Below are 26904 nucleotides of genomic sequence, written 5' to 3' on the forward strand. Positions count from 1 at the left end.
ATGAAAAAGGTCAATCAATATATAGATAATCTGTTTGCCAAACAGGACCCATTATTAGAAGAAGTTATAGAATCTATTAAGGAAAATGACATGCCATCTATCTCGGTATCGCCTTCTTCAGGCAAGCTCTTAACCATGCTTGTATCTATTTCAGGGGCAAAAAATCTACTAGAAATAGGGGCGCTTGGAGGCTATAGCGGAATTTGCCTTGCAAGAGGATTTCAGAAGAATGGCAGAATAACCTCGCTGGAGTTAGAAGAAAAATATGCAACACTTGCACATAAAAATCTAAAAAAAGCAGGCTATGGCAATCAAGTTAATTATATTACTGGGCCTGCTCTCAAAAGCCTTGAAAAATTAGCTTCTGAAAATAAAAAATTTGATTTTTTCTTTATTGATGCAGATAAAGGGAATTATGAGAACTATTTAGATTATTGTATCAAGCTAGCAGAACCGGACGCTTTAGTGATCGCCGATAATGTGCTAGCAGCTGGTAGTGTAGCAGATGCTAGTATCGAGCCAAAGCCACGTACAGAACGGATGAAGCAATTTAACCAAAAAGTTGCTAGTCATCCTAAATTAGAATCGATTATCCTTCCAATTGGAGATGGGCTAACTATTTCAAAAGTGAAAAGTGATAAGTGAACAATTTACTTATCACTTTACTCATTTGCTAATAAGATTTGCTCCTCATCGTGGCTATGAATTTCGTTCACAATAATCAATGCTTGAAATTTTTCCAGTATCTCTATAGAGAAGCCTTCCTCCTCCATTTGTGTTTTTATTTGTTCAGCAATGGTTCTCAGTAGATTGTGATCCCGTTTTAATGCCACAATTTCCTCTTTTAATAAAGGCTTAAGCTCTATAATCTCTTGATAAAACCCATTCTCCTCCTCTTCTGCATCGGCATGACTAATAATTCTACTTTCCCAATAATCAAGCAATTCAGAAACAGCCATATTAATTTTATCTACATTCTCTTCACGCATGAATTGCTTGAGCTCCTCCGTCTTCGCAATCGCCCCAGCAAGTGCACCTGCATGAATAGCATGATGAGCATGTAATTGTTTTAAAGATGGTCCTGTCATGAAGCATTCCTCCTCAATCATTTTCGTTTTTTTCTTGTCATTGAGCTTACTATTCCGTTGATAGTTTGATAACTATCCACCATCCTAAGTCTTACTTTATCGTAGCATAGCATAGAAGTTTTTAAGATTAGGGAATTCCCTGAATGAATATAGGTGGTTTGCTTATAGGGAACCTCATGAAAAATTTATACTCATTTTTTAAACGGATTATAGGGAATTTCCGAATAGACGACTTCTAGCTGTTTTCCTTATATTGAGGAAGAGATAGGGAGAATACGAGGAGAGGATGGGAGGAAATGCCTCAAATAACACTTGATACACTAGTATCGGAGATTGTTGCCGAATTACCTCAGACAACGGATTTATTTCGACATAAAAGGATAGATTACTATTGTGATGGGAAAGCATCACTAAAAGAAGCGGCAACAAAAAGGGGGTATGATCCAGAAAAGATTTTATTTGAAATTAAAGATGTGGAAACACGGAAGAAGAATTACCACGGTCTAAAGCCAAAAGCATTTGATACAATCACTTTAATCAATTATATCCAAATGAAGCATCATCGTTATCTAAAAGAGGAATTAGTAGGCCTTTCTTCAATTGTGAAAAAAGTGGCTATGGTACATGGAGAGAAACAAACGGAACTAAGAAAAGTGAAACAGCTATTTGATAGATTGCGTATAGAACTTCTTAACATGATGAATAAGGAGGATCAGTATATCTTTCCAATACTGGAAACCTATCAAACAGAACCATCAGAAAAACTTAGAAAAAAAGTAGATGCTTATTTGTTCGAGCTAGAAAGCAAGCATGACCTAACTGGTGGTTTATTACATGAATTAAGGGAAATCACAAATGACTTCCAGCCACCAACAGACGCGTGTAACACCTTTCAGCTAGTTTATAAAAGACTAAATGAATTAGAAAAAGACACATGTGATCATATTCATATCGAAAATCATGTATTGTTTAAAAAAGTAAGACAAAGCGGAGACCTTCTTTAGGGAGGCTCCTTTTTTTATTTCGAAACTAAAGGGGCTTTTGCCGGATGAATAGGAAATTCCCTAATAGGAGAAGTGATGATTTCCATTCATAATAGATACTAGAAAAGGTTATAAATGATTCCCTAACAAATTATTAACCTAGCATTAATGAATGGGGTGAAAGATCGAGATGAAACGGAAGGTTGGCTTGAGATATTTTAAACCAGTAGAAAAATATGCTGGAAATTGGTCACTTTTAGAAGAAAAAAATCGAGACTGGGAGAATATGTATCGTAACAGATGGTCACATGATAAGGTTGTGCGAACCACACATGGTGTTAACTGTACAGGTTCTTGTAGCTGGAAGGTGTTTGTGAAAAACGGCATCATCACATGGGAGAATCAGCAGGTGGATTATCCATCCTGTGGGCCTGATATGCCAGAATTTGAACCGCGGGGATGTCCACGTGGTGCTTCCTTTTCTTGGTATGAATATAGTCCTCTTCGTGTCAAGTATCCTTATATGAGAGGCAAGCTTTGGCGCTTATGGAGAGAAGCAATAGAAGTACATGAAGACCCAGTGAAGGCATGGGCAAGTATTGTCGAAGATGAAGAGAAATCAAAGCTGTACAAACAAGCACGCGGTAAGGGTGGTCACGTTAGAGTAACATGGGAGGCTGCACTTGAACTAATTTCAGCTCAATTAATTTATACAATAAAAAAATATGGACCGGACCGTATCGCAGGATTTACTCCTATTCCAGCTATGTCCATGATTAGCTATGCTTCCGGTGCTCGCTTTATTAACTTAATCGGTGGCGAAATGTTGAGTTTCTATGATTGGTATGCGGATTTACCGCCATCTTCTCCACAAATTTGGGGAGAGCAGACAGATGTACCAGAATCATCAGATTGGTATAATGCCGGTTACTTAATTATGTGGGGCTCTAATGTACCATTAACCCGTACACCAGATGCCCATTTTATGACAGAGGTACGTTATAAAGGGGCAAAAGTTGTTTCCGTGGCACCGGACTATGCTGAAAATGTCAAATTTGCAGATAATTGGTTGTCACCAAATCCCGGGACAGATGCTGCACTAGCACAAGCGATGACACATGTTATTTTAGATGATTTTTATGAACAACGAAAAGAGCCAATGTTTATTAATTATGCCAAACAGTATACCGACATGCCATTTTTACTTTTGTTAGATGAGGAGGATGGCAGGTTAAAAGCTGGGAGGTTCTTACGAGCAAGTGATCTTGGCTATGAGACCGAACATGCTGATTGGAAGCCGGTTATTTACGATGAAAGAACAAAAGAAATGCTTGTGCCAAATGGCACAATGGGGCAACGCTGGGAGGAAGGGAAACAATGGAATTTAAAATTAGAGAATGAAGACGGAACGAAGGTGGATCCTGCCCTATCAATTGTCCCACTTGATGCGAAGTGGGAGGAAATTACCTTTCCATTTTTTGATAATCAAGGGAACGGTACCTTTAACCGTCCAATCCCAGCAAAAACCATTACCTTAAAGGATGGTACCGTAAGAAAAATTACGACAGTTTATGATTTAATGATCAGCCAATATGGTGTGAAAAAAGCGAATAGTCCCCTTGAGTCGCAGGGATACGAGGATGATAAATCTCATTATACTCCCGCATGGCAAGAAAAAATTACTGGAGTAAAGGCATCGATCGTGACACAAGTTGCGCGAGAGTTTGCACAAAATGCCATCGATACTGATGGAAGATCTATGATCATTATGGGGGCAGGGATTAACCATTGGTTTAACAGTGACACTATTTATCGCGCTATTTTAAACTTAGTTATTTTAACTGCATCTCAAGGTAAAAATGGAGGAGGCTGGGCTCATTATGTTGGTCAAGAAAAATGTCGACCAATCGAAGGCTGGTCATCCATTGCATTTGCGAAGGATTGGCAAGGTCCACCACGCTTACAAAATGCAACATCCTTTTTCTATTTTGCTTCCGATCAATGGAAATATGAAGAGATGGGAAATGACTCGCTAAAATCACCAACAAGTAAAAAAATTCGTTATCAGCACCCTGCGGATTATAATGCTTTAGCAGCACGATTAGGCTGGTTACCATCCTACCCGCAGTTTAATCAGAATAGCTTAAAATTAGCAGAAGAAGCGAAAAAACTGGGTAAAACGACAAAAGAAGAGATTATTCAGCACACGGTTGAAAAGCTTAAGTCTAATGAGCTGAGCTTTGCGATTGAGGACCCAGATGCAGAAGAGAATTTCCCGCGTTCCTTATTCGTATGGCGTTCCAATCTTATTTCAAGCTCTGCAAAAGGTCAGGAATACTTTATGAAGCATTTACTTGGTACACATGATGGCTTGCTCTCTAAGCAAAATGATGAAGAAAAGCCCGAGGAGATCAAATGGCGTCAAGAGGAGATTGAAGGAAAGCTAGATCTGTTAGTAGCATTAGATTTCCGTATGACAGCAACCCCCATGTATGCAGATATAGTCTTGCCTGCTGCAACATGGTATGAAAAAACAGATCTTTCATCAACCGATATGCATCCATTTGTTCACCCATTTAATCCAGCCATTGATCCATTATGGGAATCACGCTCTGATTGGGACATTTATCGATCCCTTGCAAAAACCTTTTCCAAAATGGCGGAAGAGCGTTTACCTGAAACCTATCAGGATGTGGTCACAGCTCCACTTGGTCATGATTCACCTAGTGAAATGGCGCAACCGAATGGATTAGTGAAGGATTGGAAAAAAGGGGAGATCGAGGCTATCCCAGGAAAAACAATGCCGAATATTCAAATCGTTGAACGGGACTATACGAAAATCTACGATAAATATGTCACCTTAGGTCCGAATATTGAAAAAGGAAAAATTGGTGCACATGGGGTTAATTTCTCTGTTAAGGAAGAGTATGAGGAATTGAAATTAATTAATGGTACACATTTTGATGAAACCATTAAAAATGGGTTACCGAAAATGGAAACAGCGAGACAGGTAGCCAATGCAATGCTTCACATCTCCTCCGCAACGAATGGAGCCGTTTCTCAACGAGCATATAAGTCATTAGAAGCTGACACAGGAATGGAATTAAAGGATATCTCATCCGATAGGGAAGCAGAACGGATTACCTTTGACCAAATCACTGCACAGCCACGTGAAGTGATTCCGACACCTGTATTCACTGGGTCCAACAAAGGGAAGAAACGCTATTCTCCATTCACGACAAATATTGAGAGATTAGTGCCATTTAGAACATTGACTGGAAGACAGCATTTTTATATCGATCATGAAATCTTTATACAGTTTGGGGAGTCATTGCCAATTTATAAACCTACACTGCCACCAATGGTCTTTGGAAAGCATGATCAGAAGGTAATCGGAGGGAAGGATGCTCTCGTATTGCGTTATTTGACGCCACACGGAAAATGGAATATCCATTCTACCTACCAAGATAACTTGCACATGCTCACCTTGTTTAGAGGAGGACCAACGGTATGGATAAGTGATCTCGATGCAAAAGCACATCATATCGAGGACAATGATTGGCTAGAGGTCTACAATCGAAATGGTGTCGTTACAGCACGTGCCGTCGTCAGTCACCGAATGCCACAAGGAACCATGTTTATGTATCATGCACAGGATAAGCATATTAATGTGCCCGGATCGGAGCTTACAGGTGAACGTGGTGGAAGCCATAATGCCCCGACACGGATTCACGTGAAGCCAACACAAATGGTTGGAGGATATGCACAGCTAAGCTATGGTTTCAACTACTATGGACCTATTGGTAATCAGCGAGATGAATATGTAGCGGTTCGGAAAATGAAGGAGGTTGATTGGCTTGAAGATTAAAGCACAAGTGGCAATGGTTATGAACTTAGACAAATGTATTGGCTGCCACACCTGTAGTGTTACGTGTAAGAGCACCTGGACCAATCGCCCGGGAGCAGAGTATATGTGGTTTAACAATGTTGAGACAAAACCAGGAATGGGCTATCCAAAGCGATGGGAGGATCAGGAACAATATAAAGGTGGCTGGCAAATGCGAAAAGGGAAGCTGGAGCTCAAATCTGGCTCCAAGCTATCCAAAATCGCAATGGGGAAAATCTTTTATAACCCAGATATGCCAGAAATGAAGGATTATTACGAGCCATGGACTTATAATTACGAGCATTTAACCACTTCAGAGGAAAAAAAGCATCAGCCTGTTGCGCGACCTCATTCAGCAGTCACTGGTGAGAAAATGGAGGTCAAATGGGGGCCAAACTGGGAGGATGATTTAGCTGGGGCACATGTCACTGGACCGAAAGATCCGAATGTGGAAAAAATCGAAGAAGAGATTAAATTTAATTTTGAGCAAGCATTTATGATGTATTTACCAAGGCTTTGTGAACACTGCCTCAATCCAAGCTGTGTGGCATCATGTCCATCTGGAGCTATGTACAAGCGAGACGAAGATGGGATTGTTTTAGTGGATCAAGAGGCATGCCGTGGCTGGCGTTATTGCATGACAGGCTGCCCGTATAAAAAAGTGTACTTTAACTGGCAAACAAATAAAGCAGAAAAATGTACCTTCTGTTTTCCAAGGATCGAATCAGGCCTCCCAACTGTTTGCTCTGAAACATGTACGGGGAGAATTCGTTATTTAGGAGTACTCCTTTATGATGCTGATCGTGTCTTAGAGGCAGCATCAACTCCTGATGAAAAAGATTTGTATGAAGCACAATGTGATCTATTTCTAGATCCACATGATCCGGAAATAATTAAGCAAGCAAGAAAAGATGGGATTTCAGAGGATTGGATTGAAGCAGCACAAAATTCACCAGTATATAAGCTTGCCATCGAATATAAACTAGCCTTTCCATTACACCCAGAGTATCGGACATTGCCGATGGTATGGTATGTGCCACCACTTAGTCCGATTATGAGTTATTTCGAAGGAAGGGATTCGATTAAAAATCCGGATGCTATTTTCCCAGCTATTGAGGAAATGCGTACACCGATTCAGTATTTAGCTAATATGTTAACAGCTGGTGATGCCGATGCAGTAAAAGAAGCATTGCAGCGAATGGCCATGATGCGGTCCTATATGCGCGCTTTATCAAGTGGAAAAGAATTCGACGAATCCCGTCTAGATCGGGTTGGTCTTTCTGCACATCAAACACAGCAAATGTATCGCTTGCTTTCCATCGCTAAATATGAGGATCGTTTCGTTATTCCTACCTCCCATAAGGAAGGATATATGGATACGTATCGTGCGCAAGGATCTGAAGGCTATGATATGGGCTGTGACGGCTGTGGTCCGGCTATGCCAGTGGAGAAATCAGGAAAGGAAATATACGAAGAAACCTTCTATGGAGGGATTTGGCGTGATTAATTTAGAAAAATTAAATCAATATAAGCAAGCATTTGATTTTTTCAGTCAACATCTCTCCTATCCGGAGGAGTTATCGATCTTTAACGAGGAATTCTTTGAGGCAACTTTTGCATCAGGTATGCCGGGACTTTCATCTTTTCGGTCGTATTGGGATAAGATCGGTAAATTCGATGAGCTGGATAAGATTCAAGAGCAATATATTGAAACATTTGATTTTCAGAAAAAAGCAACCTTATACATGACCTATGCTAAATTCGAAGATAGTAAGGAGCGTGGGCAAATGCTTGCCCGCCTTAAGGTCTTATATGAGATGTATGGATTAAATATGGATCAAGCAGAACTTTCAGACTATCTACCATTAATGTGTGAATTTATCTTTGCTGCAGATTGGCTAGAAGATGAACGATCACTAGAGAGTTTCTCGTTATTATTTGCTGTAATCGAAGACGGGACCTATCACTTATTGCAGACCTTGGAAAAACAAAATAGTCCTTATTTCTATTTAATTCAAGGGATGCGTGAGCTGATGAAATCCTGTGTGCTAAAGCAGGAGGTTGAATCCAAATGATAAATCAATTTTTGTGGGTGATTTTCCCTTATCTTTGCATTGCTTCATTTTTAATCGGGCATTTCTATCGCTATAAGCACGATCAATTTAGTTGGACGGCGAAATCTAGTGAATTTATTGAGAAAAAACAGCTCATGATCGGTAGTTTATTATTCCACATCGGGATAATACCCGTTATATTAGGCCATGTGGCGGGACTAGGGATACCGAAGTCCTGGATGGAGGCATTAGGTGTAAATGATCACCTATATCATATTGGGGCTGTTTATGCTGGTGGATTTTTTGGTGTGGTTACTTTAGCGGGAATGCTACTTCTAACCTCTAGACGTATTACGAAAGAATCGGTCCGTAAGCTAAGCTCTACATCGGATATCGTTGTGAATATTTTGCTGTTATTTATTGTGTTTATGGGTGTTTATTCCACATTAGTTACGAATAACGTGCAGCATGACTTTGATTACCGTGAGACGATTTCTGTATGGTTTCGGGACCTACTTATTTTTCGACCAGATCCTTCTTATATGACAGATGTTCCGCTAACCTTTAAGCTTCATGTATTTACTGGCTTTCTCATTTTTGCTATATGGCCCTTTACACGTTTGGTTCACGTGTGGAGTGTACCATTGAATTATATTGGTAGAAGTTATATTCTATATAGAAGACATAAAAAAAGAAAAACGTCTTAACCATGATTATAGAATTAGCCGTCTCTTGCTTCAAGAACGACGCTAATATCTGAAAGCCCATTGATAGGGGTCTTACATTATTGGAAAGAAGGGGAGAAGGTATGGAATCCTTTGACTTTCAAACGGCGATTCATCAGCTTCATGAAATTTACGAAGTTGATTTAGTTGCTCTAGCTATGGTTTTACCTGAGGAGCAGTTTTTATTAAAATGGAAGTATATATCTGGTAATTTAAACCAGCAATATAAGAGGATTCAATTACGTACAGGCAAAGGGGTTGCTGGTGCTGTTTTTAAATCTGGGAAGCCTTATATTGTATCCAATGTACCTACTCAAATAGATCCAAACAAGATGTATCATTATCCGATTCTTCAGTTTGAACAAATAAAGAGCTTTGTCGCATTGCCGCTATTCAAAAATCACCGTGTCACAGCTGTTTTGCTAGTAGCAAGTAGAGAAATTGAAGGAGCAGGCATAGCATTATATCAACGTATGATGGATGAACTTGGTGAGTGCTTCGGTCCACTTTATCTGCAGGAGTTGATGACAAATTGATTCAAATGACGAATAATCAGATGATCGATTTTTTAGTCAAGATGTATCAAAACAGCACAGAAGCAATTTTCTTCCTGGATGAAGAGGGGAATATCCTATCCCTAAATCCAGCTGCAGAACAAATTATCGACCCTAGTTTGTTACAAAAAATTAAAGGTGGAAACATTAATTCCCTTTGCTCCTTTTGTAGGGGGTACACGAGTGATGAGCATCTAATGACCTGTGTGCATTGCTATTTAAAGGATCCCGAAAGTGATTTCACCTCATTTCAGGTTTATTTAGAAACGAATGGTAAAGGAATTGTACCATATGCTGCTAGTTACCACATGATCGATGAGGAAAACGGAGTGTATGTGTTTATGCTCCGTGATTTAACTTTACAATATAAAAAACAAGAGCTTGTTTATCGCAACAAGATGCTTCAAAAAACTATCGATGCTCAGGAGAAAGAACGAAGGCGTATTTCTAGAGAGCTTCATGATAGTGTCGTTCAAGAGCTGATTAGTACACTTGTTGATATTCGTGTAATGAGGTATATGGATGAGAAGGATATTCTAAAGAAAATAGATGATACGGAAGGAACGCTAAACCGTTTGATTGAGGATATTCGTGATCTATCCGTATTTTTACGGCCAGCTTCTCTTGATGATCTTGGCCTAGAGGCAGCGTTTCGCTCACATTTTAAATGGGTGAAACAAACCTATGGCATTGAAGTAAGCTTTACTTCTACGATCAAGCAGCGCCGTTATCTACCAAATATGGAAACAACCGTTTATCGTATTTGTCAGGAAGCGGTATTGAATGCTGTTAAGTATGCAAAGGTTGCAGAAATAACGGTTATTCTTACGGAAAGTGAAGATCGACTAGAGCTTTATGTACGGGATAAAGGAGAAGGCTTTGATGTAGACCATCCGACAGTAAAAGGGTCTGGTATCGGTTTGTTTGGCATGAAGGAACGGGCGGAACTGATTAATGGTAAGCTAAAGGTCCATTCCGAGCATCATAAAGGAACGACTGTTTTTCTGTCGGTTCCTATACCAAATCAATTGGAGGAGGAGTAAAGCCCATGAAGATTGTGATCGCAGATGATCATGCTGTTGTGAGAAGCGGATTTTCTATGATAATAAATTTCCAGAATGATATGGAAGTTGTAGATACGGCGGCAGATGGAATGGAAGCCTATCAAAAGGTGGCACAACATGAGCCGGATGTTTTATTACTAGATTTAAGCATGCCTCCGGGAGAAAGTGGTTTAATTGCAACAGGAAGAATTCATGAGGATTTTCCCTCTACGAAAATATTAATCTTAACCATGCATGATGATGACGAATATTTATTTCATGTTTTAAAAAATGGTGCAGCAGGCTATATACTAAAAAATGCGCCAGACCAAGAATTAATAGCAGCGATTCGTACGGTGAAAAACAATGGAACCTATATTTCACCTAAAATGACCAACTCTCTTGTCCGTGAATTCATCAAAAATGGTGAAGCAAATCAGGACGATAGGCTTGAGATTTTATCGAAAAGGGAATTAGAGATTTTGCCGTTGGTCGCAAAAGGATATGGAAATAAAGAGATTGCCGAAATGCTATATATTTCTGTCAAAACAGTCGAAGCACATAAAGCAAAGATTATGGAAAAATTAAATCTAAAGAGTAAGCCTGAATTAGTCGAATATGCGTTAAAAAAGAAATTGTTAGAATTTTAAGGGAGTCTCCTCATCTGAGTGGGGAACTCCCTAATTTATTTGATTCGAGGAAAAATATACAATGGAATTGGGAATCTAAAAAACCTTTTCAGAACATAAGTAAAGGTGAGTGAATCATGAAAAAAATACAATTGCCATTGCAAACCTTAAATCTTGTCGTAGGTTTTATGGTCTGGGTGCTCATATCTTCGCTAGTACCTTTTATGACTGAGGATATCCATATTCCAGCAGGGAGTATTGCTATTCTAACGGCTATTCCAGTTATATTAGGATCCATTTTACGAATCCCGCTCGGATACTTTACCAATTTATATGGTGCCAGAATAGTATTTATCACAAGTTTTATTCTCTTGTTATTTCCGGTATTTTATATTAGTGAGGCTTCGAGCTTTGTTGATTTAATGATAGGTGGTCTTTTCTTAGGGATAGGTGGTGCGGTTTTCTCAGTTGGTGTTACTTCCCTTCCTAAATATTATCCTAAGGAAAAACAAGGTTTTGTAAATGGGTTGTATGGTGTAGGTAATATTGGAACAGCGGTAACGACGTTCTCTGCACCTGTTGTAGCCACACAAATTGGTTGGTCCTTAACAGTCAAAGTGTATTTGATTTTGTTACTTATTTTTATTGCACTAAATATTTTCCTTGGTGATCGAAAAGAAGAAAAAATGAAAACACCAATCATGGAACAAATCAAAAGTGTATATAAAAACGAAAAATTATGGTTGTTTTCACTATTTTATTTTATTACATTTGGCTCCTTTGTCGCATTTACGGTCTACTTACCCAACTTCCTCGTTTCTAACTTCGAATTGGCTCGAGTAGATGCAGGCTTAAGAACGGCTGGTTTTATTGCAGTAGCTACATTCATTCGGCCACTTGGTGGTTGGCTAGGTGATCGGTTTAAGCCAATGTATTTATTGACAGGCGTTTTTACGATATATACGATTGCTGCTATTTTGTTAGCTTTCTCGCCTTCGATTGGCCTTTATACCATTGGCTCAATTGCGATTGCCGTTTCTGCTGGTATAGGTAATGGTGTGCTATTTAAGCTAGTGCCGATGTATTTTCAGAATCAAGCAGGGATTGTGAATGGGATTGTATCGATGATGGGTGGCTTAGGCGGATTTTTTCCACCACTTATCCTATCGATTGTTCATTCCATCACAGGTCATTATGCGATTGGTTTTATGTTATTATCCCAAATGGCTTTGGCGAGTTTAGTATTAGTTGTATGGATGTATTACCATGACCGTCTGAAAATTTCAAATGACGTATTTAAATCTACAGGACAGGGAATTATGGTTACCCATCCGAATGGAAAAATTATCGCTGTGAATCCTGCTTTTACGACATTAACAGGTTACAATGAGGGAGAGATTATTGGAAAAACCCCATCTGTTTTAAAATCAGGCAAACAATCTCCATCCTTCTATCAAAAGATGTGGAAAGAAATGAAGGAACAGGGCCAGTGGCAAGGGGAGATTTGGAACAAACGAAAAAGTGGTGAACTATATCTTGAATGGCTAAATATTAGTACAGTGAAGGACGAAGCAGGAGATCCCATTCGATATGTCGCTTCCTTTTCTGATATAACTGAGCATAAAAAGGATTCGAAAGTATCGCAGAGCTAACCTTCGTAATCTTTCATTTCCGAAAGTGAAAAGGTCTGAAGTTCAATGCGGTTCTAAATATGTAAAAATAAAAAGAAGTGAAAAGAATTTTTATTTATTTTTTTCACTTCTTTGGTTTAGGCTTAAGACGAATTTGGTTCCCCAATAAGCAATATAAGCAATAGCTACATCTATAAAGAAAATATGCAATGGTAGCAATCCCTTATCAAACTTTACAAAGCCAAAATATTCTTCAATAGGGGTACCAAGTAATGCAAAGAAAGCACTTAAGAACAATGTATACAAGTAGAAATTCTTCTTGTGTTTCGTACAATATTGATATAACAGAATAAAACTTACGGGAAGCAATGAAGTGGTCATGTTTTGGGCATAAGGCAATAAAGGTGTTAGAAAGTAGGTATGAACAAAATACTTATATAACGATAAAATAGTATCACAATATGACCAAAGCATGTGTACGATAAAACCAAAAAAGAATAATTCAAAAATCCTTTGGCGATCAACGGTAAAGTAAAGTATAACTAAAGGTATTATCATGATGAAAAGAACTACCCAAAATTGCCAAGATGATAAATTGGAATAATCATTCCAATAAGCAGTTATTAGAGAATTTAGTTCTTCACTAATACTGTAAATTTGTTCCCAATATTCATTGTACCCCATTATTACTGGCCTCCTATGTAAGATATCACATGAGCTTTACATCAGTATTGTACGGAGAATGAAATAATTTATACGAATTACTCCCTATAAAGATTCTAATCCTAAGAGGATTAAAGCCAGATAGAAGACCTTATAACTGTTGTGATAGTCTCACCATATCAATCACCTGGATACCATTTTCAAAGATCGGTTCATCATAATGATGAAGGAAAAAATCGCGATCAACCGAAGTTATCCGAAAGCCACATTTTTGATATAATGCTAATTGAACAACACCTGAGTTTCCTGTTCCGATCTCGATTGTTTTATAGCCCTCTTGCTTTGCGGTTTGAATGGCATGAAGAACAAGCTTTTTACCATAACCTTTTGCTTGAAAGCTTTCATCGACAGCCACATTTACGATTTCTATTGTTTTTGGTCTAGTTGGAAGCAGGACATAGACACCAATAATGGAATCTTTCTCTTCCATGACAAAACATTTCCCTCTCTTTACATATTCCGTCACTAGCTTTTCCGATGGATCTGCTAAAAGCAATAAATCCATAGGTAATGATTCTTTTTCATCTAATTCTCTAATCATTTTATCACCTCTGTATTCTTTTCATTTTAGCGTATCTAGCAGTAAATGGAACTTTATCCACACTAATGGTATAGTGATTTTAAATGAATCCTCATCTTATGTTTTGTTCACCGATTAACCACATTATAAAGGAAAGCTGGTAAGAAGATGGATCATCGTACATTTTATGAAGAATACAAATCATTCCTATTTTCTGTTGCTTATAAAATGTTAGGTTCTGTTAAGGATGCGGAGGATATCGTTCAGGATGTTTTTGTTCAGCTAGAAAAGATGGACATTTCATCCCTTCAAGATCCAAAAGCATATTTAACGAAAATGACGACAAATAAATGCCTTAATCTTCTACAATCCGCTAGAAAAAAGCGAGAAGTATATCCAGGGCCATGGCTTCCAGAGCCAATTGTCGAAACAATGGTAAATGAGCCGTTAGAACAATTGCTAAAGGAAGAATCTATTTCGTATGCATTTGTTGTTCTCCTACATCAACTGACAGAGCTTGAAAGGTGTGTTTTTCTATTACGTGAAATACTCTCCTATGATTATAAAAGTATAGCAGAAATACTCAGGCGATCTGAACAAAGCTGTCGTAAAGTATTCAGTAGGGCAAAGCGAAAGCTACAAGAAAATATTAATGCACCGAAAGCTACGAAAGAAGAGGTACACCAGTTAGCTAATTTGTTCTTAGAAGCAGTAGATAGTGGTAATTTCGAACCGTTCATTGACCAATTATCGAAAGATGTTGTCCTGTTATCAGATGGTGGTGGTAAAGTACTTTCTGCTATGTATCCTATCTATGACAAGCACCGTGTTGCTGCTTATATACGAGGAATTCATAAAAGAGGTACCTTCGATGGTGAGCTAAGCTTGATTCATGTAAATGGTGAAATTGGTATTCTCCAAAGACGACAAGGTAAACCAATAAAAATATTGACATTCCATTATACGAAAAATGGTATTGAAAATATTTATGTCGTGATGAATCCAGAAAAATTAAACAAAATAGGTCACAATTACTCCTTCTAATTTGTCTTATAAGTGAAAGACAAAAAAAGGAGGAAGATAGATGAAACCAAGAATAAACTATATGGAGGAAGCTCCAGAATTAGTCAAGCTCATCCGCCAATTAGAAATGTACAAAAAGCAGACAGGATTTGATGAAGAGCTAATAGAATTAATAAAAATTCGTGCCTCCCAGCTGAACAATTGTGCTTTTTGTATCAATATGCATACAAAGGATGCAAGGAAGCTTGGGGAAACAGAACAAAGAATCTATTGCTTAAGTGCTTGGCAAGAAACGAACTTCTATTCAGAGGAAGAAAGAGCGGCTTTAGAATTAACAGAGGCAGTAACGAAGATTGGAGAAAACGGAGTGCCAGAGGATGTTTATCAAACCGTTCGACAGTACTTTAATGAGAAGCAGTATATTGATTTAGTTGCTTTAATTATTACTATTAACTGCTGGAACCGACTATCGATAGCGAATAATAATGTGCCGGAATAAAAAGGAGGGAAAAAAATCCCCCTTTTTTTATAATTTAGAGGATCTAATTGACTACTCGTCGAATTTATAAGTTTATGTAAAAGTATGAAAAAGGTGAGGGGGAAGAATAGTGAGTGAATCGACAATCATGATGGAGGACTGGCTTCAACATCGCCAAGTATTGGTGAATTTATTAGAGCAAATAGATGATGAAGCTATTCATTTTAAACCATGGGAGGGTGCGATGGAATTAGGGGAACTAGCTCTTCATGTGACTGGCTGGAATGATGTTTTCGTTTCCATGGTGAAATCAGAGGAGTTTCTACCGCCAGATATTCCAGAATGCAAAACAATGGAGGAAGTACGCGCTGCTGTCAACAGCTTTACAGAAAAAACGAAAGCAACCTATCAATCGATAACAGAGGAAGAATTAGAAATGCAAAATAATGCCACACATCCAAAGCTCCAAGGAACAAAGAAAAAATATCTATTAGCAATGTATGATCATGAAATACACCATAAAGGACAACTGTTTATTTATGCAAGATTAGTTGGTGTAAAGGATGTGCCATTCTTTAGATAGCATACTCGTGCCGTTCCAAACTACAATAATGTGATATAATTTATAGTATTAGGTAAGCCCTAAAATTTCATATAATCAAAGGAACGGTGAAGTTTTTTTGGACAGTATAGTTACTTCGATAGTTATTGTACTTATTTTAATCATAGCAAACGGTATTTTTGCTATGACTGAGATTGCGATTGTAACATCAAAACAAAACAGATTAGAAAAACGTAGAGATGAAGGAGACGCTCGAGCAAGGTATGCATTGAAGTTAGCCGAAAACCCTAATCAGTTGCTCTCTACGATTCAAATTGGAATTACTTTAATCGGTGTGATAACAGGTGCCTTTGGTGGTGCTACTATTGCAGGGCAATTGGCAGTATATGTAGAACGAGTCGATGCACTTGCTGCTTTTAGCTATGAATTAAGTTTTGCATTAGTCGTTGGCCTTTCCACTTACTTGTCGCTAATTATTGGAGAATTAGTACCAAAGCGAATCGGGATGGGAAATCCTGAAAAGGTAGCCTGTCTTGTTGCAAAGCCGATGTACTTTTTTTCAAAAATTGGGCGGCCGATCATTTGGTTTTTAAGTAAATCAACTGAATTTGTTCTAAAGCTATTGAGAATTAAGCAGACAAAAGAACCAGATGTAACGGAAGAAGAAATAAATCAATTAATTGAGCAAGGTGTATATAGTGGTACAGTAGAGGAAATCGAGCAGGATCTTGTCGAACAAATATTTTACCTGGGCGACAAACTCTTAGGAGATATTTTAACCCCCCGTACACAGCTTGTTTGGATAGATATAGAAGCACCTTTTGAAGATAACATAAAAAGAATTAATGAAAGTCGCTACTCTAAATTTCCAGTAGGGAAAGGAAGCTTAGATAATTTCCAAGGGATTATTCATACAAAGGATGTCTTTTCAAAAATGATCCTAGATGAGCATTTTGAGCTTTCAGATTGCGTTACCGAAACACTTATTCTACCAGAGTCAGTAAAGGTATACCGGGCTTTAGAGACATTAAAGCAAACTGGACAGCATGAAGCAGTAGTGATCGATGAATACGGAGGTATCGAAGGTTTTATCACCCTTCATGATATTGTAGAAAACATTGTTGGTGACTTGCCTGAAAAAGAGGATGAGCCTGATCCACAAATTATTGAAAGAGATGAAACGACGTGGTTAGCAGATGGTCTTGTTTCCATTGATGTGTTTATTCGATATTTCGATTTAGAAGATGGCCCGTTATGGAATACCAACCATAAAAATTTCCATACGTTAGGTGGATTTATTACCCATCAGATTGGTAATATCCCTAGCGAAAAAGATACAATAAACGTAAATGATCTTCTCCTAGAAGTGATTGATATGGATAATGTTCGAGTAGATAAAGTATTGATCACTAGAGTAGAACAAACCGAGGATTTCGAGGAAAAATCACAGTAAAAAGAGGATGGCACTTTTTTGGCCATCCTTTTTTATACGGTTGGAAAGTATAAACATAACTAGGCATTCGCAGTGTTTTTAATATTGATAAGATTGACCACCATCGATTGGAATCACCGCTGCATTGATAAAATCCGCCTGACTTGATAATAAAAAAGCAACGAGATATCCAATTTCCTCTGGTTTTCCAAACCGTTTCATAGGGTTTACACTGACAAACTCTTTTCCAGCCTCTTCCCAATTTTCCCCACCTATTTGTTTCAGTGACCCTTCCACCATTGGTGTCATAATGGCACCTGGAGCAATAGCTTTTATACTTACACCGTATTGTCCATACTCAACACCTGAATTTCGAGTTAACCCTACTACACCATGTTTACTTGCCGCGTAACCTGATTGGTTTCCTACACCACGAATACCTCCAACTGAGGCAGTATTCACGATTGAACCGAATCCTTGTCTTTTCATTTCTTTTAGGACATATTTCATCCCGTAAAATACGCCATCTAAATTAATTTTTACTACCCGTTGGAATTCCTCCACTTCATAATCCTCTGTTAAGTTTTGCTTTCCCTCAATTCCAGCATTATTAAAAAATCCATCAATTTTTCCAAATGTGTTTATCGTATGCTCGACATACTGCTTAACTTCTGATTCATGTGCAACATTAGCTTCAAAGAGTTCTATTGTTGCATTAGGAGAAGCAGAGAGAATCTCTTTTTTGCTTGTTTCCAAACCTTCTTTATCCACATCTACAAGAACTAAATTGGCTCCTTCCTTTGCCATTTGTAGAGCAGCTGCTCGCCCTAAGCCTGATCCTCCACCAGTGATGATCACTACTTTATCTTGAAATCGTTCCATTCATCTACGCTCCTTTTTAAAAAACTATTACTTAATATACGAAAAGCTACAAGATATATACTAGAAGGATAAAATAAAACAACAAAAAGGATGACGATACTCGTCACATTTGGGAACAAAGTATTTTCTAACCGCTCCAGTAAACGGTCATTTGACTTAGTAATATTTTTGACTAAACGTTCATTCAATGATAAAATTATAAAAAAATTATAAAAAAATAAGGAGGGAATTTAAATATGAATTTGTATTATGAAGTAAGTGGGAATGGAAAGCCAATCGTTTTTATTCATAGTGGGGGAGCAGACTTAAGAGAATGGACCTATCTAGCGCCATTGCTATCGCAAAGGTATCAAGCTATTACTTACGATGGTCGTGGTGCTGGAAAATCACCAGATCCAACAGGTGATGTCAGTTGTGTAGAAGATGTAAAATCGCTTCTAGACCATCTGGAAATTAAAAAAGCAACCGTTGTCGGTCGTTCCATGGGGGGACAGATTGCAACAGACTTCGCTTTAGAGTATCCTGAAAGAGTAGATAAGCTAATTTTGTTAGCCCCAGCATTAACCGGTTTTCCTTATTCCGATCAATTTATAGAATATATGAATAGTATCACAGCTGCGGCTCCTGATATTGATCAAATGATAGAGGTTTCGCAGAGCGCACCATTATACCGAGTGGTTCAGGCAAGTCCCCAAAGAGAATTAACGGAAAAAATGCTTCGTCATCATATACAACGAACCTTTAACTGGCCTTCCTTTGAGTTGATTTGGCCAGAGCCACCAGCTTTTGAGAGATTAGCAGAATTAAAGCCAGACACATTATTTTTAATTGGCACGGAAGAGTCCGCCGATAACTTGCGTGTCAAAGAGTACTTTCGTGAATGCACGAATGCTCAAATCATTTCCATTTCTGGAGCAGACCATATGCTTACACTAACACATCCTCACAAGCTTTATCAGCAAATGACTAAATTTATGGAGAGATAAATAAAATGCCAAGAACACCAGAGGAAAATGAACGTATTCGACAATTAGCAAAAGAAAATATTAGAAGTGCTGCCATGCATTTGTTTATAAGACAGGGATATCACGCAACCTCTATTAACGATGTTGCGAAAGAGGCAAATATTTCAAAAGGATTGCTTTATAATTATTTTAAAGGAAAAGAAGAGCTACTTGCTACGATGGTGGATCTAAGAATCCAAGCATTAACAGAGGTGATGGAAACTGCGATTGCCCAAACTACTCCTTTTGATCAGCTAGCCTATATTATTAACTCGGCCGTCGATAATGTGTACGAAAAGCCAGAAGAGTTCCGATTTTATCTGCATTTACAAACACAGCCAGAGGCAGATCAAGAATTGTTTCAATACAGTAAACGGATTGTAGAAGAAAATGCAAGGCAGTTTGAACTACAATGTGAAATATTTAAAAAAATAGGAGTGGAAGCCCCGAGAAAACGTTCCTTATATTTTTCTTCCACCCTTCAAGGAATCATGCTAATGATATCGACATACCCTGATCAGTTTCCGATTGATGAAGTAAAGGATCAGATGTTCAGCGAATTTTGTGAAAAACATTAAAATCACTACAATTGAATCCCAAAAGTCGCTCATCCCAAAAAGTAAAGGACATTTCAAGCAGAATCCATGTTAGAAATGTCCTTATTCTCCCAAAACTAGACAAAAAAGCGATCATTTAGTGCTTGTGACAAGAGAAAATAGGTGGTATCTTATAGCAAAATATATCTAGAAAAAAGGAGGGCACTAATGGCACGAGTTTTATACATAGAAGACGAGAAGGAAATTGGGAGCTGGGTAACAGAAGCGTTGACGGAAAAGGGGCATGACGTGACATGGCTTCGGTCTGGAGAAAATTTAGAATCCTATTTATCGAATATAGATATGGCAATCCTTGATATTATGTTGCCAGGGCTGGACGGTTTTTCTATAGGGAAGCGTATCAAAAAAGAGATAAAGGATTTACCAATCCTCATGTTATCTGCACGATCTGCAGTGGAGGACAAAATCGAAGGGCTAAGTTTTGCGGATGATTATTTAACCAAGCCATTTCATCCAGAAGAGCTCGCTGCAAGAGTAGAGGTTCTGTTAAGACGATTCCAAAAAAGTGAAGATACGATTGAGATAGGACATTTGAGCATTCAGGTGAAAACGATGATGATTATGAATAAGAAGACAGGTGAGGAAATCAAGCTAACAGGCAAACAATATCATTTATTTCATTTTTTTATTCGTCATCTCAATCAAATTCTAACAAAGGAGCAGCTTTATGAAGGTGTATGGGGGGAGCCTTACATAGATGGGGACAAAACGCTAATGGTACACATTCGTTATTTGCGCGAAAAAATGGAGCAGGATCCGGCTAAGCCAAGGATTATTGAAACCATTCGAGGCATCGGCTATCGGGTGAAGGTATGAGGAAGTTTTTTCAATCTCTTTTAGCAAAATACATGCTCCTTATTGTGTTAGCCATATCGATTGTTCAGATTGGATATTTATTTATTGCTATCTTTATTGCAGGTGTAGCAGATAGCTTTGAAAAGAATGATGCTCGGGAAGAATACGATTTTGAATGGATTGAAGAAAAGTGGCATGAAGAAACAAATCAGCTAGATGCCATTACCGATAAACAAATAAACGATTATTTTCAGAAGTGGGGAGAGCAATTTCCAGAAGCGGCCATGTTCTGGGTGGATGGTAATGGTATTCTAAAAGAACAGTTCCATGTCGACAAAAAGCTTCCAGAACAATGGACTGCAGCGTATACGGCAAAATTTATTAAAGATCGTTATGATGGAAATCCATTTACTGTCATTGCATTTGCAGGTGGCAGTGAAGCGAATGGACTCGTTGTGTTTGAAATGCCAAGAGAGAACTTTAGTACACCAGTAGAAAAGGTGTATGATAAGTTCGGTTCGATTTTATTTGTTGGGATGATAGTAATTATCCTTCTATTTATTTTCATCTCTTTTTTATTCTTTCGCGGTATTCGTAAGCGATTATTATATTTGCAAGAGGCAATGGAAATACGTGATGTGGACGGACTACCAATTAAGATTGATGTGAAGAAAAAGGATGAGATCGGTCATCTTGAACAGACTTTTAACCAAATGGTAGACGAATTAAGGGATAGCAAGGAGCGAGAGCAAGAGGAGGAAGAGTTAAGAAGGGAATTAATCGCCAATTTATCTCATGATTTAAGAACCCCTTTAACCAAAATCAATGCACAAACCTATAAACTAACCAAGCAGGATTTGCCGGCAACTACACAGGATGCCCTTCGAACATTAGCATCCTCTGTGGACAATATAGATCGTCTTATTGAGAATCTAATGTCTTACACGCTTTTAATGGCAAGTAAATACAAATTAGAATACAAGGAAGTAGATATCGCCCGTTTTACAAGAGAGTGTATAGCCTCCTGGTACCCAGTCTTTGAAAAAGCAGGATTTCATGTCCATGTCGATATCGATGTAGGGATGGATCACACATGGCATGTAGATCCAAACTGGTTAACTCGAATTTATGACAACCTTTTACAAAATGTATTACGTCATGCAAGCAGTGGTAAATATGTTGAAATAAAGATAGAATCTGTTGCTAACTATGATGCAGTGGTCATTTCCGATCATGGTCACGGATTAAAAGTAGACTCTGATCAAAAGGGTGCAGGAATAGGTTTATCCATTGTAGATAAAATGGTAAAAGGAATGGAATTGGATTGGACAATGGACACAAATGAGCAAGGAACAACGGTGAAAATTATAAATGATCGACTATATAGTGGGAAGAGCTAAATCTAGTTCTTCCCACTATTTTTTAAACAAAATTTAAACGAAGCCCCTACTAGAATTTAACCTAGACTGTCTATCATAGAAAGAGAGGTGAGTAAAAATGGAATATATCGTAGAGACGAAAAAATTAACCAAAAAATTTGGAAAAGAAATGGCAGTGGAAGGTCTGGATATGAAGATACCAAAAGGAGAGGTCTATGGATTTCTAGGACCAAACGGAGCAGGAAAAACGACAACGATTCGGATGCTGTTAGGACTAATGAAGCCAACCTCTGGCTCTATACAAGTTTTTCAGAAGGATCTGAACAAGGGTCGAATGAGTATCTTGTCAAAAGTCGGTTCCTTAGTAGAGAATCCATCCTATTATCCTCATCTAACAGCCTATGAAAATTTAGAAGTATGGCGGAAAATACTAGGTACACCAAAATCTAGAATAAAGGAAGTGCTTGGAATTGTTCGCTTATCAGATGTAGCCAATAAAAAAGTAAAAGGCTTCTCACTTGGAATGAAGCAGCGTTTGGGGATTGCTGCAGCATTATTAAATTATCCAGAATTATTAATTCTAGATGAACCAACAAACGGTCTTGATCCATCAGGGATTATTGAAATTCGTGACCTAATCAAACGATTGCCAGAAGAGCATGGAATGACTGTCCTTATCTCTAGTCACTTATTATCTGAAATTGATCAAATGGCGACAACGGTGGGAATTGTAACAAAAGGGAGAATGATTTTTCAGGATTCGATTGAAGCAATGCGAAGGTTAGCCAAACAAAAGATTTCGTTAAAAGTAAGTAATAGTAAAGCGGCATGGCAATATTTACTTGCAAAGGGAGTAAAGGTAGATTACCAGGACGAAATCATTTACTTAACCGAGCATACCGATGAAAAAGTGGCAGAAACAATTCGTTTCCTCGTTCAAAAGGACATCGCCATCTATCGTGTGGAAGAAGAAAAGAGATCACTTGAGGAGATCTTCCTGCAAATGACGAGGGAGGAGCAAGCTGGATGATAAAAAAGTTGCTAAGTGTGGAGTTTTTAAAAATTAAACGGAAAGGATTTTGGTTCTTAACCTTTTTAGGTCCTTTCGGAGTCATTGCATTACAAATGGTCAACTATGGAGTGAGGAAGGATTATCTCCTCCAGCAGAGCGAAAATGACTGGCAGTACTATTTAGCAAATGTCAGTTCCTTTACTCCATTAGCCATCGTGTTAGGGATTGCGATCCTCACTTCTTTTTTAACAAGTATTGAGAGTGAAACAAACGCCTGGAAGCAATTAATTGCCCTCCCTGTTTCGAAATGGAGTGTATACTTAGCCAAATTCACTGTACTAGCCTTTTTGTTAGTTGTTTCCTCACTACTTCTCATGGTTTTCACATTTGGCTTTGGTCTGTTTCTTGGTTTAGGGAGTGATATACCATACAACTCCATATTAACATTAAGTCTATATCCTGTTGTTGCAGCCTTACCTGTACTAGCACTACAGCTTTGGATTGCTACGGTTAGTAAAAATCAAGGTATTCCCATCACAACAGGTATTATGGGGGTAATTTTCGCTTATTCTGCCTATGTCTTACCCGATTGGATGATATGGAAATGGCCAACATTGAGAAATGAATGGGGAGATCCCATTATCAACGTACTCCTCGGACTCGGAGTTGGCTTTTTATTGTATATTGCTGGTATGTTAGATTTTGCAAGAAGGGATGTCAAATAAATGGTTGGAATATTACGCTCGGAATGGTTAAAATTACGAAAATCTAAAATCTTGCCAATTATTTTTGTCGGTCCACTCATTGGACTTTTTATTGGTTTAACCTATAATATGGACCTGCTGGAAGGTGTAGCAAATGATTGGTATATCGCCTTAATGGGCATGAATTTCACCTATGCATTATTATTTTTACCTCTCATAACAGGCGTGCTGGCAAGCGTTATTTGCCGATATGAGCACCAAGCGGGTGGCTGGAAGCAGCTTCTCGCCATGCCTGTTACAAGAGGAAAAGTGTTTATCAGCAAATATGCTCTCGTGATGCTCTTAGTCATGGTGATTCAGTTATTATATCTTGCTAGTGTCTATACAGTAGGGATGATAAAAGGCTTTACCACTCCATTTCCTATTGATATTGTCTGGAAGAGTATTTTTGGTGGTTGGGTAGCGACATTGCCTTTAGTTGCCTTACAGCTTTGGATGTCTATGTTATTCAAGAGCTTTGCTGCTCCCTTTGCGGTGAATGTTATTTTTACTTTGCCGACAATATTAGCTATTAATTCAGAAACATATGGACCATATTATCCATGGGGACAACCATTTATGATGATGTATATAGGTGGAAAGGAAGGGGATGTGTTCTTTATCCCGTGGGATCAATTGTTACTCGTTGTGGGTGGTAGCTTTGTTTTATTCTTCCTATGTGGATATATTTATTTTCAAAGAAAGGCCGTATAAATTATAATTAATAAATCAAATTAAAATAAAATTTGCCTTACTGATACAATAGTATGAGTAAGGCTTTTTGCGGTTTGTTCTATTAAGATGGATAAATTTTCGGATATTTTTATAAATTACTAGGATATTCAACTTATTTGTAAGCAGTTACAATCTGTGTAAGCGTTTAGAAAAAGAGGAGGGGTAATAATGAGAAAGCTTGCCATTATGATATTTAGTACAGCATTTTTATTAGGCTTAGTAGCATGTGGAGGGAGTAATAATGAAGAAACCTCAGGTAGTGATGTGATTGAATTAACACTTTGGAATGATTGGACAGAGGATCGACCAGAGAATAATGCCTATAAAAGTATGGTCGAGAAATTTAATGAAGAGAATGAAGATATTGAGGTGATCATTGAAGCCATTCCACATGACCAGTACGAGACAAAGCTTCGTACACAAGCAGCGGGTAAACAATTGCCTGACATGTTCCGTGTTTGGCCAGGAGCAAGAATAAAACCATTAGTGGAAGGGGATGCGCTCCTACCTTTAAATGATATTATCGATAATTGGAAAGACACAATTCCAGAAGGGATTATGAAGGATTATGCTGTGGATGGCAATCAGTATGCCATACCAGGAAATATAAGTGAAACGAGTTTGATCTTCTATAATAAAGAAATGATCGCACAGGCAGGTTTTGACACATTCCCGGAAAGCTATAAAGATTTAAAGGGTTTAATCCAAGCATTAAATGAAAAGGATATCACCCCTATTTCACTAGGGAATAAAGCGATTTGGCCATTGCAATCTGTATATATTTCGACCATTGCTGATCGATTTACTGGAAGTGACTTTTTACCTCAAGCTTTAAACGGTGAAGGAACGTTTGAAAATGAACAATTCGTTCAATCATTGTCTATCATCCAAGAGCTTACGGAAATAAAAGCATTCAACGAGGATATGAATACACTGGATGAGGCACAGGCTCGCAATAACTTTATAAGTGGTAATGCTGCTATGCACTTTGCAGGATCATGGGCAATTGGCCCGATATTAGAAAGTGCCGAAAATATTGAGAATATTGGTGTTGCTCCATTTCCAAGCTTTGAAGGTGGAGAAGGAGATCCAGCGAAAATTGCAGGTGTTGCAGGTGGAGGTATTGCACTAAACAGTGATTTAAGTGAGGAAAAAAGAGAAGCGGCATTCAAATTTTTAAAGTTTTTTTATAGTGAAGAGATGTATCAACAGTTACTAGAGGCAAATATTATTGTTCCTGCAGATCTTGAAATGGGTGATGAAATTCCTCAAGTATTTCAGGAAGCGAATAAGCTGGCACAAGGGGGATTAGCTCCTGTTTATGATGCTACCTTAACTCCGGAGTTGACCGATTTAATTAATAATGGGCTACAGTCCATTACTTTAGGTGAAATGACACCAGAAGAGCTTGCGAAAGAGATGCAAGCTGAAAATGAAGGCAAATAAATATGAGACAGGTTGCACTATGTAACCTGTCTTAATGGAGGTGAGCGGATGCATGCAACTAGAAATAAAACAATAGCAATAACGGTGGGGATCTTACCAGCATTGATCATCTATCTTATCTTTGCAATCTTACCAATTCTTCAATCCTTTTATTATTCATTAATGGAGTGGGATGGCTTTTCAGCGATGCAATATGTTGGTCTTGATAATTTTAAAGCATTGTTCCAAGATCCACTATTTTGGAATTCCTTGAAAAATAATATTTATGTTGTCTTAGCTTCCGTTTTGGGTCAAGTACCCATTGCGTTGTTCATTGCATTATTACTCAACAGAAAAATAAAAGGATTGAAGTTATTCCGGACGATCGGTTTTTTACCTGTTGTGTTATCAACGGTCGTTATTTCGATAACATGGAGCTTAATCTATAATTCGGAAAATGGTTTAATTAATGAATTATTGCGAACGATTGGGCTCGATTTCTTAGCACAGAATTGGCTCGGTGATTCTAAATGGTCCATGATTGCCGTATTGGTAACTGTCATTTGGCAGTTTGTTGGGCTGTATTTAATCATTTTTCTAGCCGCCTTACAAAATGTCCCAGAAGAAGTATTGGAAGCTGCTAGAATCGATGGAGCCTCCGAATGGAAAACCACCTGGAGCATTACGATTCCTATGATTTGGGATACCATTATTGTTGCTGTAATTCTTTGTATCTCTGGAAGCTTAAAGACATTTGATCTTATCTATGTCATGACAAATGGCGGACCAGCCCATTCGACAGATGTAATGGCATTGTATATGTTTAATGAAACATTTAATCAATTACAATATGGCTATGGAAGTGCAGTATCAGTCATTATTTTCTTCTTCAGCCTTATCTTAATCTATACGGTAACCAAACTTTTAGGAAAAAAGATGATATAGAGAGGAGGAGACCTATTGCAGTCCACATACGAAAAA

At 38.1% G+C, this 26904-nt stretch carries 27 protein-coding genes; 23 read left to right on the plus strand and 4 right to left on the minus strand.

The window, feature by feature from the left end; all coding sequences use genetic code 11:
* Positions 1-645: an O-methyltransferase gene (locus tag ACZ5R4_RS15115; RefSeq protein ID WP_464367558.1), complete on the plus strand. Its 645-nt coding sequence runs from the start codon at positions 1-3 to the stop codon at positions 643-645.
* A 17-nt stretch (positions 646-662) separates the two neighbouring features.
* Here ACZ5R4_RS15115 and ACZ5R4_RS15120 read toward each other — a convergent pair whose 3' ends face one another.
* Positions 663-1088 (minus strand): hypothetical protein, encoded by a 426-nt coding sequence (locus ACZ5R4_RS15120; protein WP_109982890.1) that lies wholly within the window; start codon positions 1086-1088, stop codon positions 663-665.
* Between the two features lie 296 nt (positions 1089-1384).
* On the opposite strand from ACZ5R4_RS15120, the gene ric reads away from it, so the two are divergent.
* The 9 genes from ric (at position 1385) to ACZ5R4_RS15165 (ending at position 12614) form a co-directional block, all read left to right on the plus strand.
* Positions 1385-2092, plus strand: coding sequence for an iron-sulfur cluster repair di-iron protein (gene ric / locus ACZ5R4_RS15125; protein ID WP_464367559.1), 708 nt, complete (start codon positions 1385-1387; stop codon positions 2090-2092).
* Between the two features lie 169 nt (positions 2093-2261).
* The gene (locus tag ACZ5R4_RS15130) at positions 2262-5939 is read left to right on the plus strand and encodes a nitrate reductase subunit alpha (protein ID WP_109982888.1); all 3678 of its coding nucleotides are present in this window, start codon (positions 2262-2264) and stop codon (positions 5937-5939) included.
* Entirely contained in the window at positions 5929-7464 is a 1536-nt protein-coding gene (gene narH, locus ACZ5R4_RS15135; protein ID WP_277678639.1) for a nitrate reductase subunit beta, read from the plus strand. The genes ACZ5R4_RS15130 and narH overlap by 11 nt, the downstream gene beginning before the upstream one ends.
* Positions 7457-8032 carry a nitrate reductase molybdenum cofactor assembly chaperone gene (gene narJ / locus ACZ5R4_RS15140; RefSeq protein ID WP_054860433.1) on the plus strand — a complete coding sequence of 192 codons (576 nt, stop codon included), beginning with the start codon at positions 7457-7459 and terminating at the stop codon, positions 8030-8032. The genes narH and narJ overlap by 8 nt, the downstream gene beginning before the upstream one ends.
* On the plus strand, positions 8029-8718 hold the full coding sequence (gene narI / locus ACZ5R4_RS15145) for a respiratory nitrate reductase subunit gamma (protein ID WP_464367560.1): 690 nt from the start codon (positions 8029-8031) through the stop codon (positions 8716-8718). The genes narJ and narI overlap by 4 nt, the downstream gene beginning before the upstream one ends.
* A 101-nt stretch (positions 8719-8819) precedes the next feature.
* Positions 8820-9272, plus strand: a complete 453-nt coding sequence (locus ACZ5R4_RS15150) for a GAF domain-containing protein (protein ID WP_146202416.1) — start codon at positions 8820-8822, stop codon at positions 9270-9272.
* Between the two features lie 5 nt (positions 9273-9277).
* Positions 9278-10333, plus strand: a complete 1056-nt coding sequence (locus ACZ5R4_RS15155) for a PAS domain-containing sensor histidine kinase (RefSeq protein WP_109982982.1) — start codon at positions 9278-9280, stop codon at positions 10331-10333.
* Positions 10334-10338: 5 nt separating this feature from the next.
* On the plus strand, positions 10339-10983 hold the full coding sequence (locus ACZ5R4_RS15160; protein WP_109982884.1) for a response regulator transcription factor: 645 nt from the start codon (positions 10339-10341) through the stop codon (positions 10981-10983).
* Between the two features lie 113 nt (positions 10984-11096).
* Entirely contained in the window at positions 11097-12614 is a 1518-nt protein-coding gene (locus ACZ5R4_RS15165) for a nitrate/nitrite transporter (protein WP_277678656.1), read from the plus strand.
* Positions 12615-12704: 90 nt separating this feature from the next.
* Here the strand turns inward: ACZ5R4_RS15165 and ACZ5R4_RS15170 are convergent, their stop codons facing one another.
* Both ACZ5R4_RS15170 and ACZ5R4_RS15175 read right to left on the minus strand, forming a co-directional pair.
* Positions 12705-13277, minus strand: coding sequence for a hypothetical protein (locus ACZ5R4_RS15170; RefSeq protein ID WP_464367561.1), 573 nt, complete (start codon positions 13275-13277; stop codon positions 12705-12707).
* A 130-nt stretch (positions 13278-13407) separates the two neighbouring features.
* Positions 13408-13857 (minus strand): GNAT family N-acetyltransferase, encoded by a 450-nt coding sequence (locus ACZ5R4_RS15175; RefSeq protein WP_054788749.1) that lies wholly within the window; start codon positions 13855-13857, stop codon positions 13408-13410.
* Between the two features lie 147 nt (positions 13858-14004).
* Here ACZ5R4_RS15175 and ACZ5R4_RS15180 point away from each other — a divergent pair, with 147 nt between their 5' ends.
* The 4 genes from ACZ5R4_RS15180 to ACZ5R4_RS15195 all read left to right on the plus strand — a co-directional run bounded on the left by ACZ5R4_RS15180 (position 14005) and on the right by ACZ5R4_RS15195 (position 17352).
* On the plus strand, positions 14005-14880 hold the full coding sequence (locus ACZ5R4_RS15180) for an RNA polymerase sigma-70 factor (RefSeq protein WP_054860430.1): 876 nt from the start codon (positions 14005-14007) through the stop codon (positions 14878-14880).
* Positions 14881-14920: 40 nt separating this feature from the next.
* Positions 14921-15358, plus strand: coding sequence for a carboxymuconolactone decarboxylase family protein (locus ACZ5R4_RS15185; protein WP_054860429.1), 438 nt, complete (start codon positions 14921-14923; stop codon positions 15356-15358).
* A 109-nt stretch (positions 15359-15467) separates the two neighbouring features.
* Positions 15468-15920 carry a DinB family protein gene (locus ACZ5R4_RS15190; RefSeq protein WP_109982880.1) on the plus strand — a complete coding sequence of 151 codons (453 nt, stop codon included), beginning with the start codon at positions 15468-15470 and terminating at the stop codon, positions 15918-15920.
* A 97-nt stretch (positions 15921-16017) separates the two neighbouring features.
* Entirely contained in the window at positions 16018-17352 is a 1335-nt protein-coding gene (locus tag ACZ5R4_RS15195; protein WP_181397401.1) for a hemolysin family protein, read from the plus strand.
* A gap of 78 nt (positions 17353-17430) precedes the next feature.
* Here the strand turns inward: ACZ5R4_RS15195 and ACZ5R4_RS15200 are convergent, their stop codons facing one another.
* Entirely contained in the window at positions 17431-18213 is a 783-nt protein-coding gene (locus ACZ5R4_RS15200; RefSeq protein WP_054860427.1) for an SDR family oxidoreductase, read from the minus strand.
* Between the two features lie 236 nt (positions 18214-18449).
* On the opposite strand from ACZ5R4_RS15200, the gene ACZ5R4_RS15205 reads away from it, so the two are divergent.
* From ACZ5R4_RS15205 to ACZ5R4_RS15245, 9 genes are all read left to right on the plus strand, one after another.
* The gene (locus ACZ5R4_RS15205) at positions 18450-19199 is read left to right on the plus strand and encodes an alpha/beta fold hydrolase (RefSeq protein ID WP_277679817.1); all 750 of its coding nucleotides are present in this window, start codon (positions 18450-18452) and stop codon (positions 19197-19199) included.
* Between the two features lie 5 nt (positions 19200-19204).
* The gene (locus ACZ5R4_RS15210; RefSeq protein ID WP_109982878.1) at positions 19205-19795 is read left to right on the plus strand and encodes a TetR/AcrR family transcriptional regulator; all 591 of its coding nucleotides are present in this window, start codon (positions 19205-19207) and stop codon (positions 19793-19795) included.
* A 186-nt stretch (positions 19796-19981) separates the two neighbouring features.
* A complete protein-coding gene (locus ACZ5R4_RS15215) occupies positions 19982-20650 on the plus strand; it encodes a response regulator transcription factor (RefSeq protein ID WP_109982877.1) in 669 nt (222 codons plus the stop codon).
* On the plus strand, positions 20647-22029 hold the full coding sequence (locus tag ACZ5R4_RS15220) for a sensor histidine kinase (protein ID WP_109982876.1): 1383 nt from the start codon (positions 20647-20649) through the stop codon (positions 22027-22029). The genes ACZ5R4_RS15215 and ACZ5R4_RS15220 overlap by 4 nt, the downstream gene beginning before the upstream one ends.
* A 97-nt stretch (positions 22030-22126) precedes the next feature.
* Entirely contained in the window at positions 22127-23038 is a 912-nt protein-coding gene (locus ACZ5R4_RS15225; RefSeq protein ID WP_054860424.1) for an ATP-binding cassette domain-containing protein, read from the plus strand.
* A complete protein-coding gene (locus tag ACZ5R4_RS15230; RefSeq protein ID WP_109982874.1) occupies positions 23035-23745 on the plus strand; it encodes an ABC transporter permease in 711 nt (236 codons plus the stop codon). The genes ACZ5R4_RS15225 and ACZ5R4_RS15230 overlap by 4 nt, the downstream gene beginning before the upstream one ends.
* Positions 23746-24477 carry an ABC transporter permease gene (locus ACZ5R4_RS15235; protein WP_109982873.1) on the plus strand — a complete coding sequence of 244 codons (732 nt, stop codon included), beginning with the start codon at positions 23746-23748 and terminating at the stop codon, positions 24475-24477.
* Positions 24478-24666: 189 nt separating this feature from the next.
* A complete protein-coding gene (locus ACZ5R4_RS15240; protein ID WP_464367562.1) occupies positions 24667-25944 on the plus strand; it encodes an extracellular solute-binding protein in 1278 nt (425 codons plus the stop codon).
* Between the two features lie 48 nt (positions 25945-25992).
* On the plus strand, positions 25993-26868 hold the full coding sequence (locus tag ACZ5R4_RS15245) for a carbohydrate ABC transporter permease (protein ID WP_054860423.1): 876 nt from the start codon (positions 25993-25995) through the stop codon (positions 26866-26868).
* Positions 26869-26904: the final 36 nt, after the last annotated feature.

Source organism: Gracilibacillus sp. JCM 18860, from assembly GCF_055395245.1.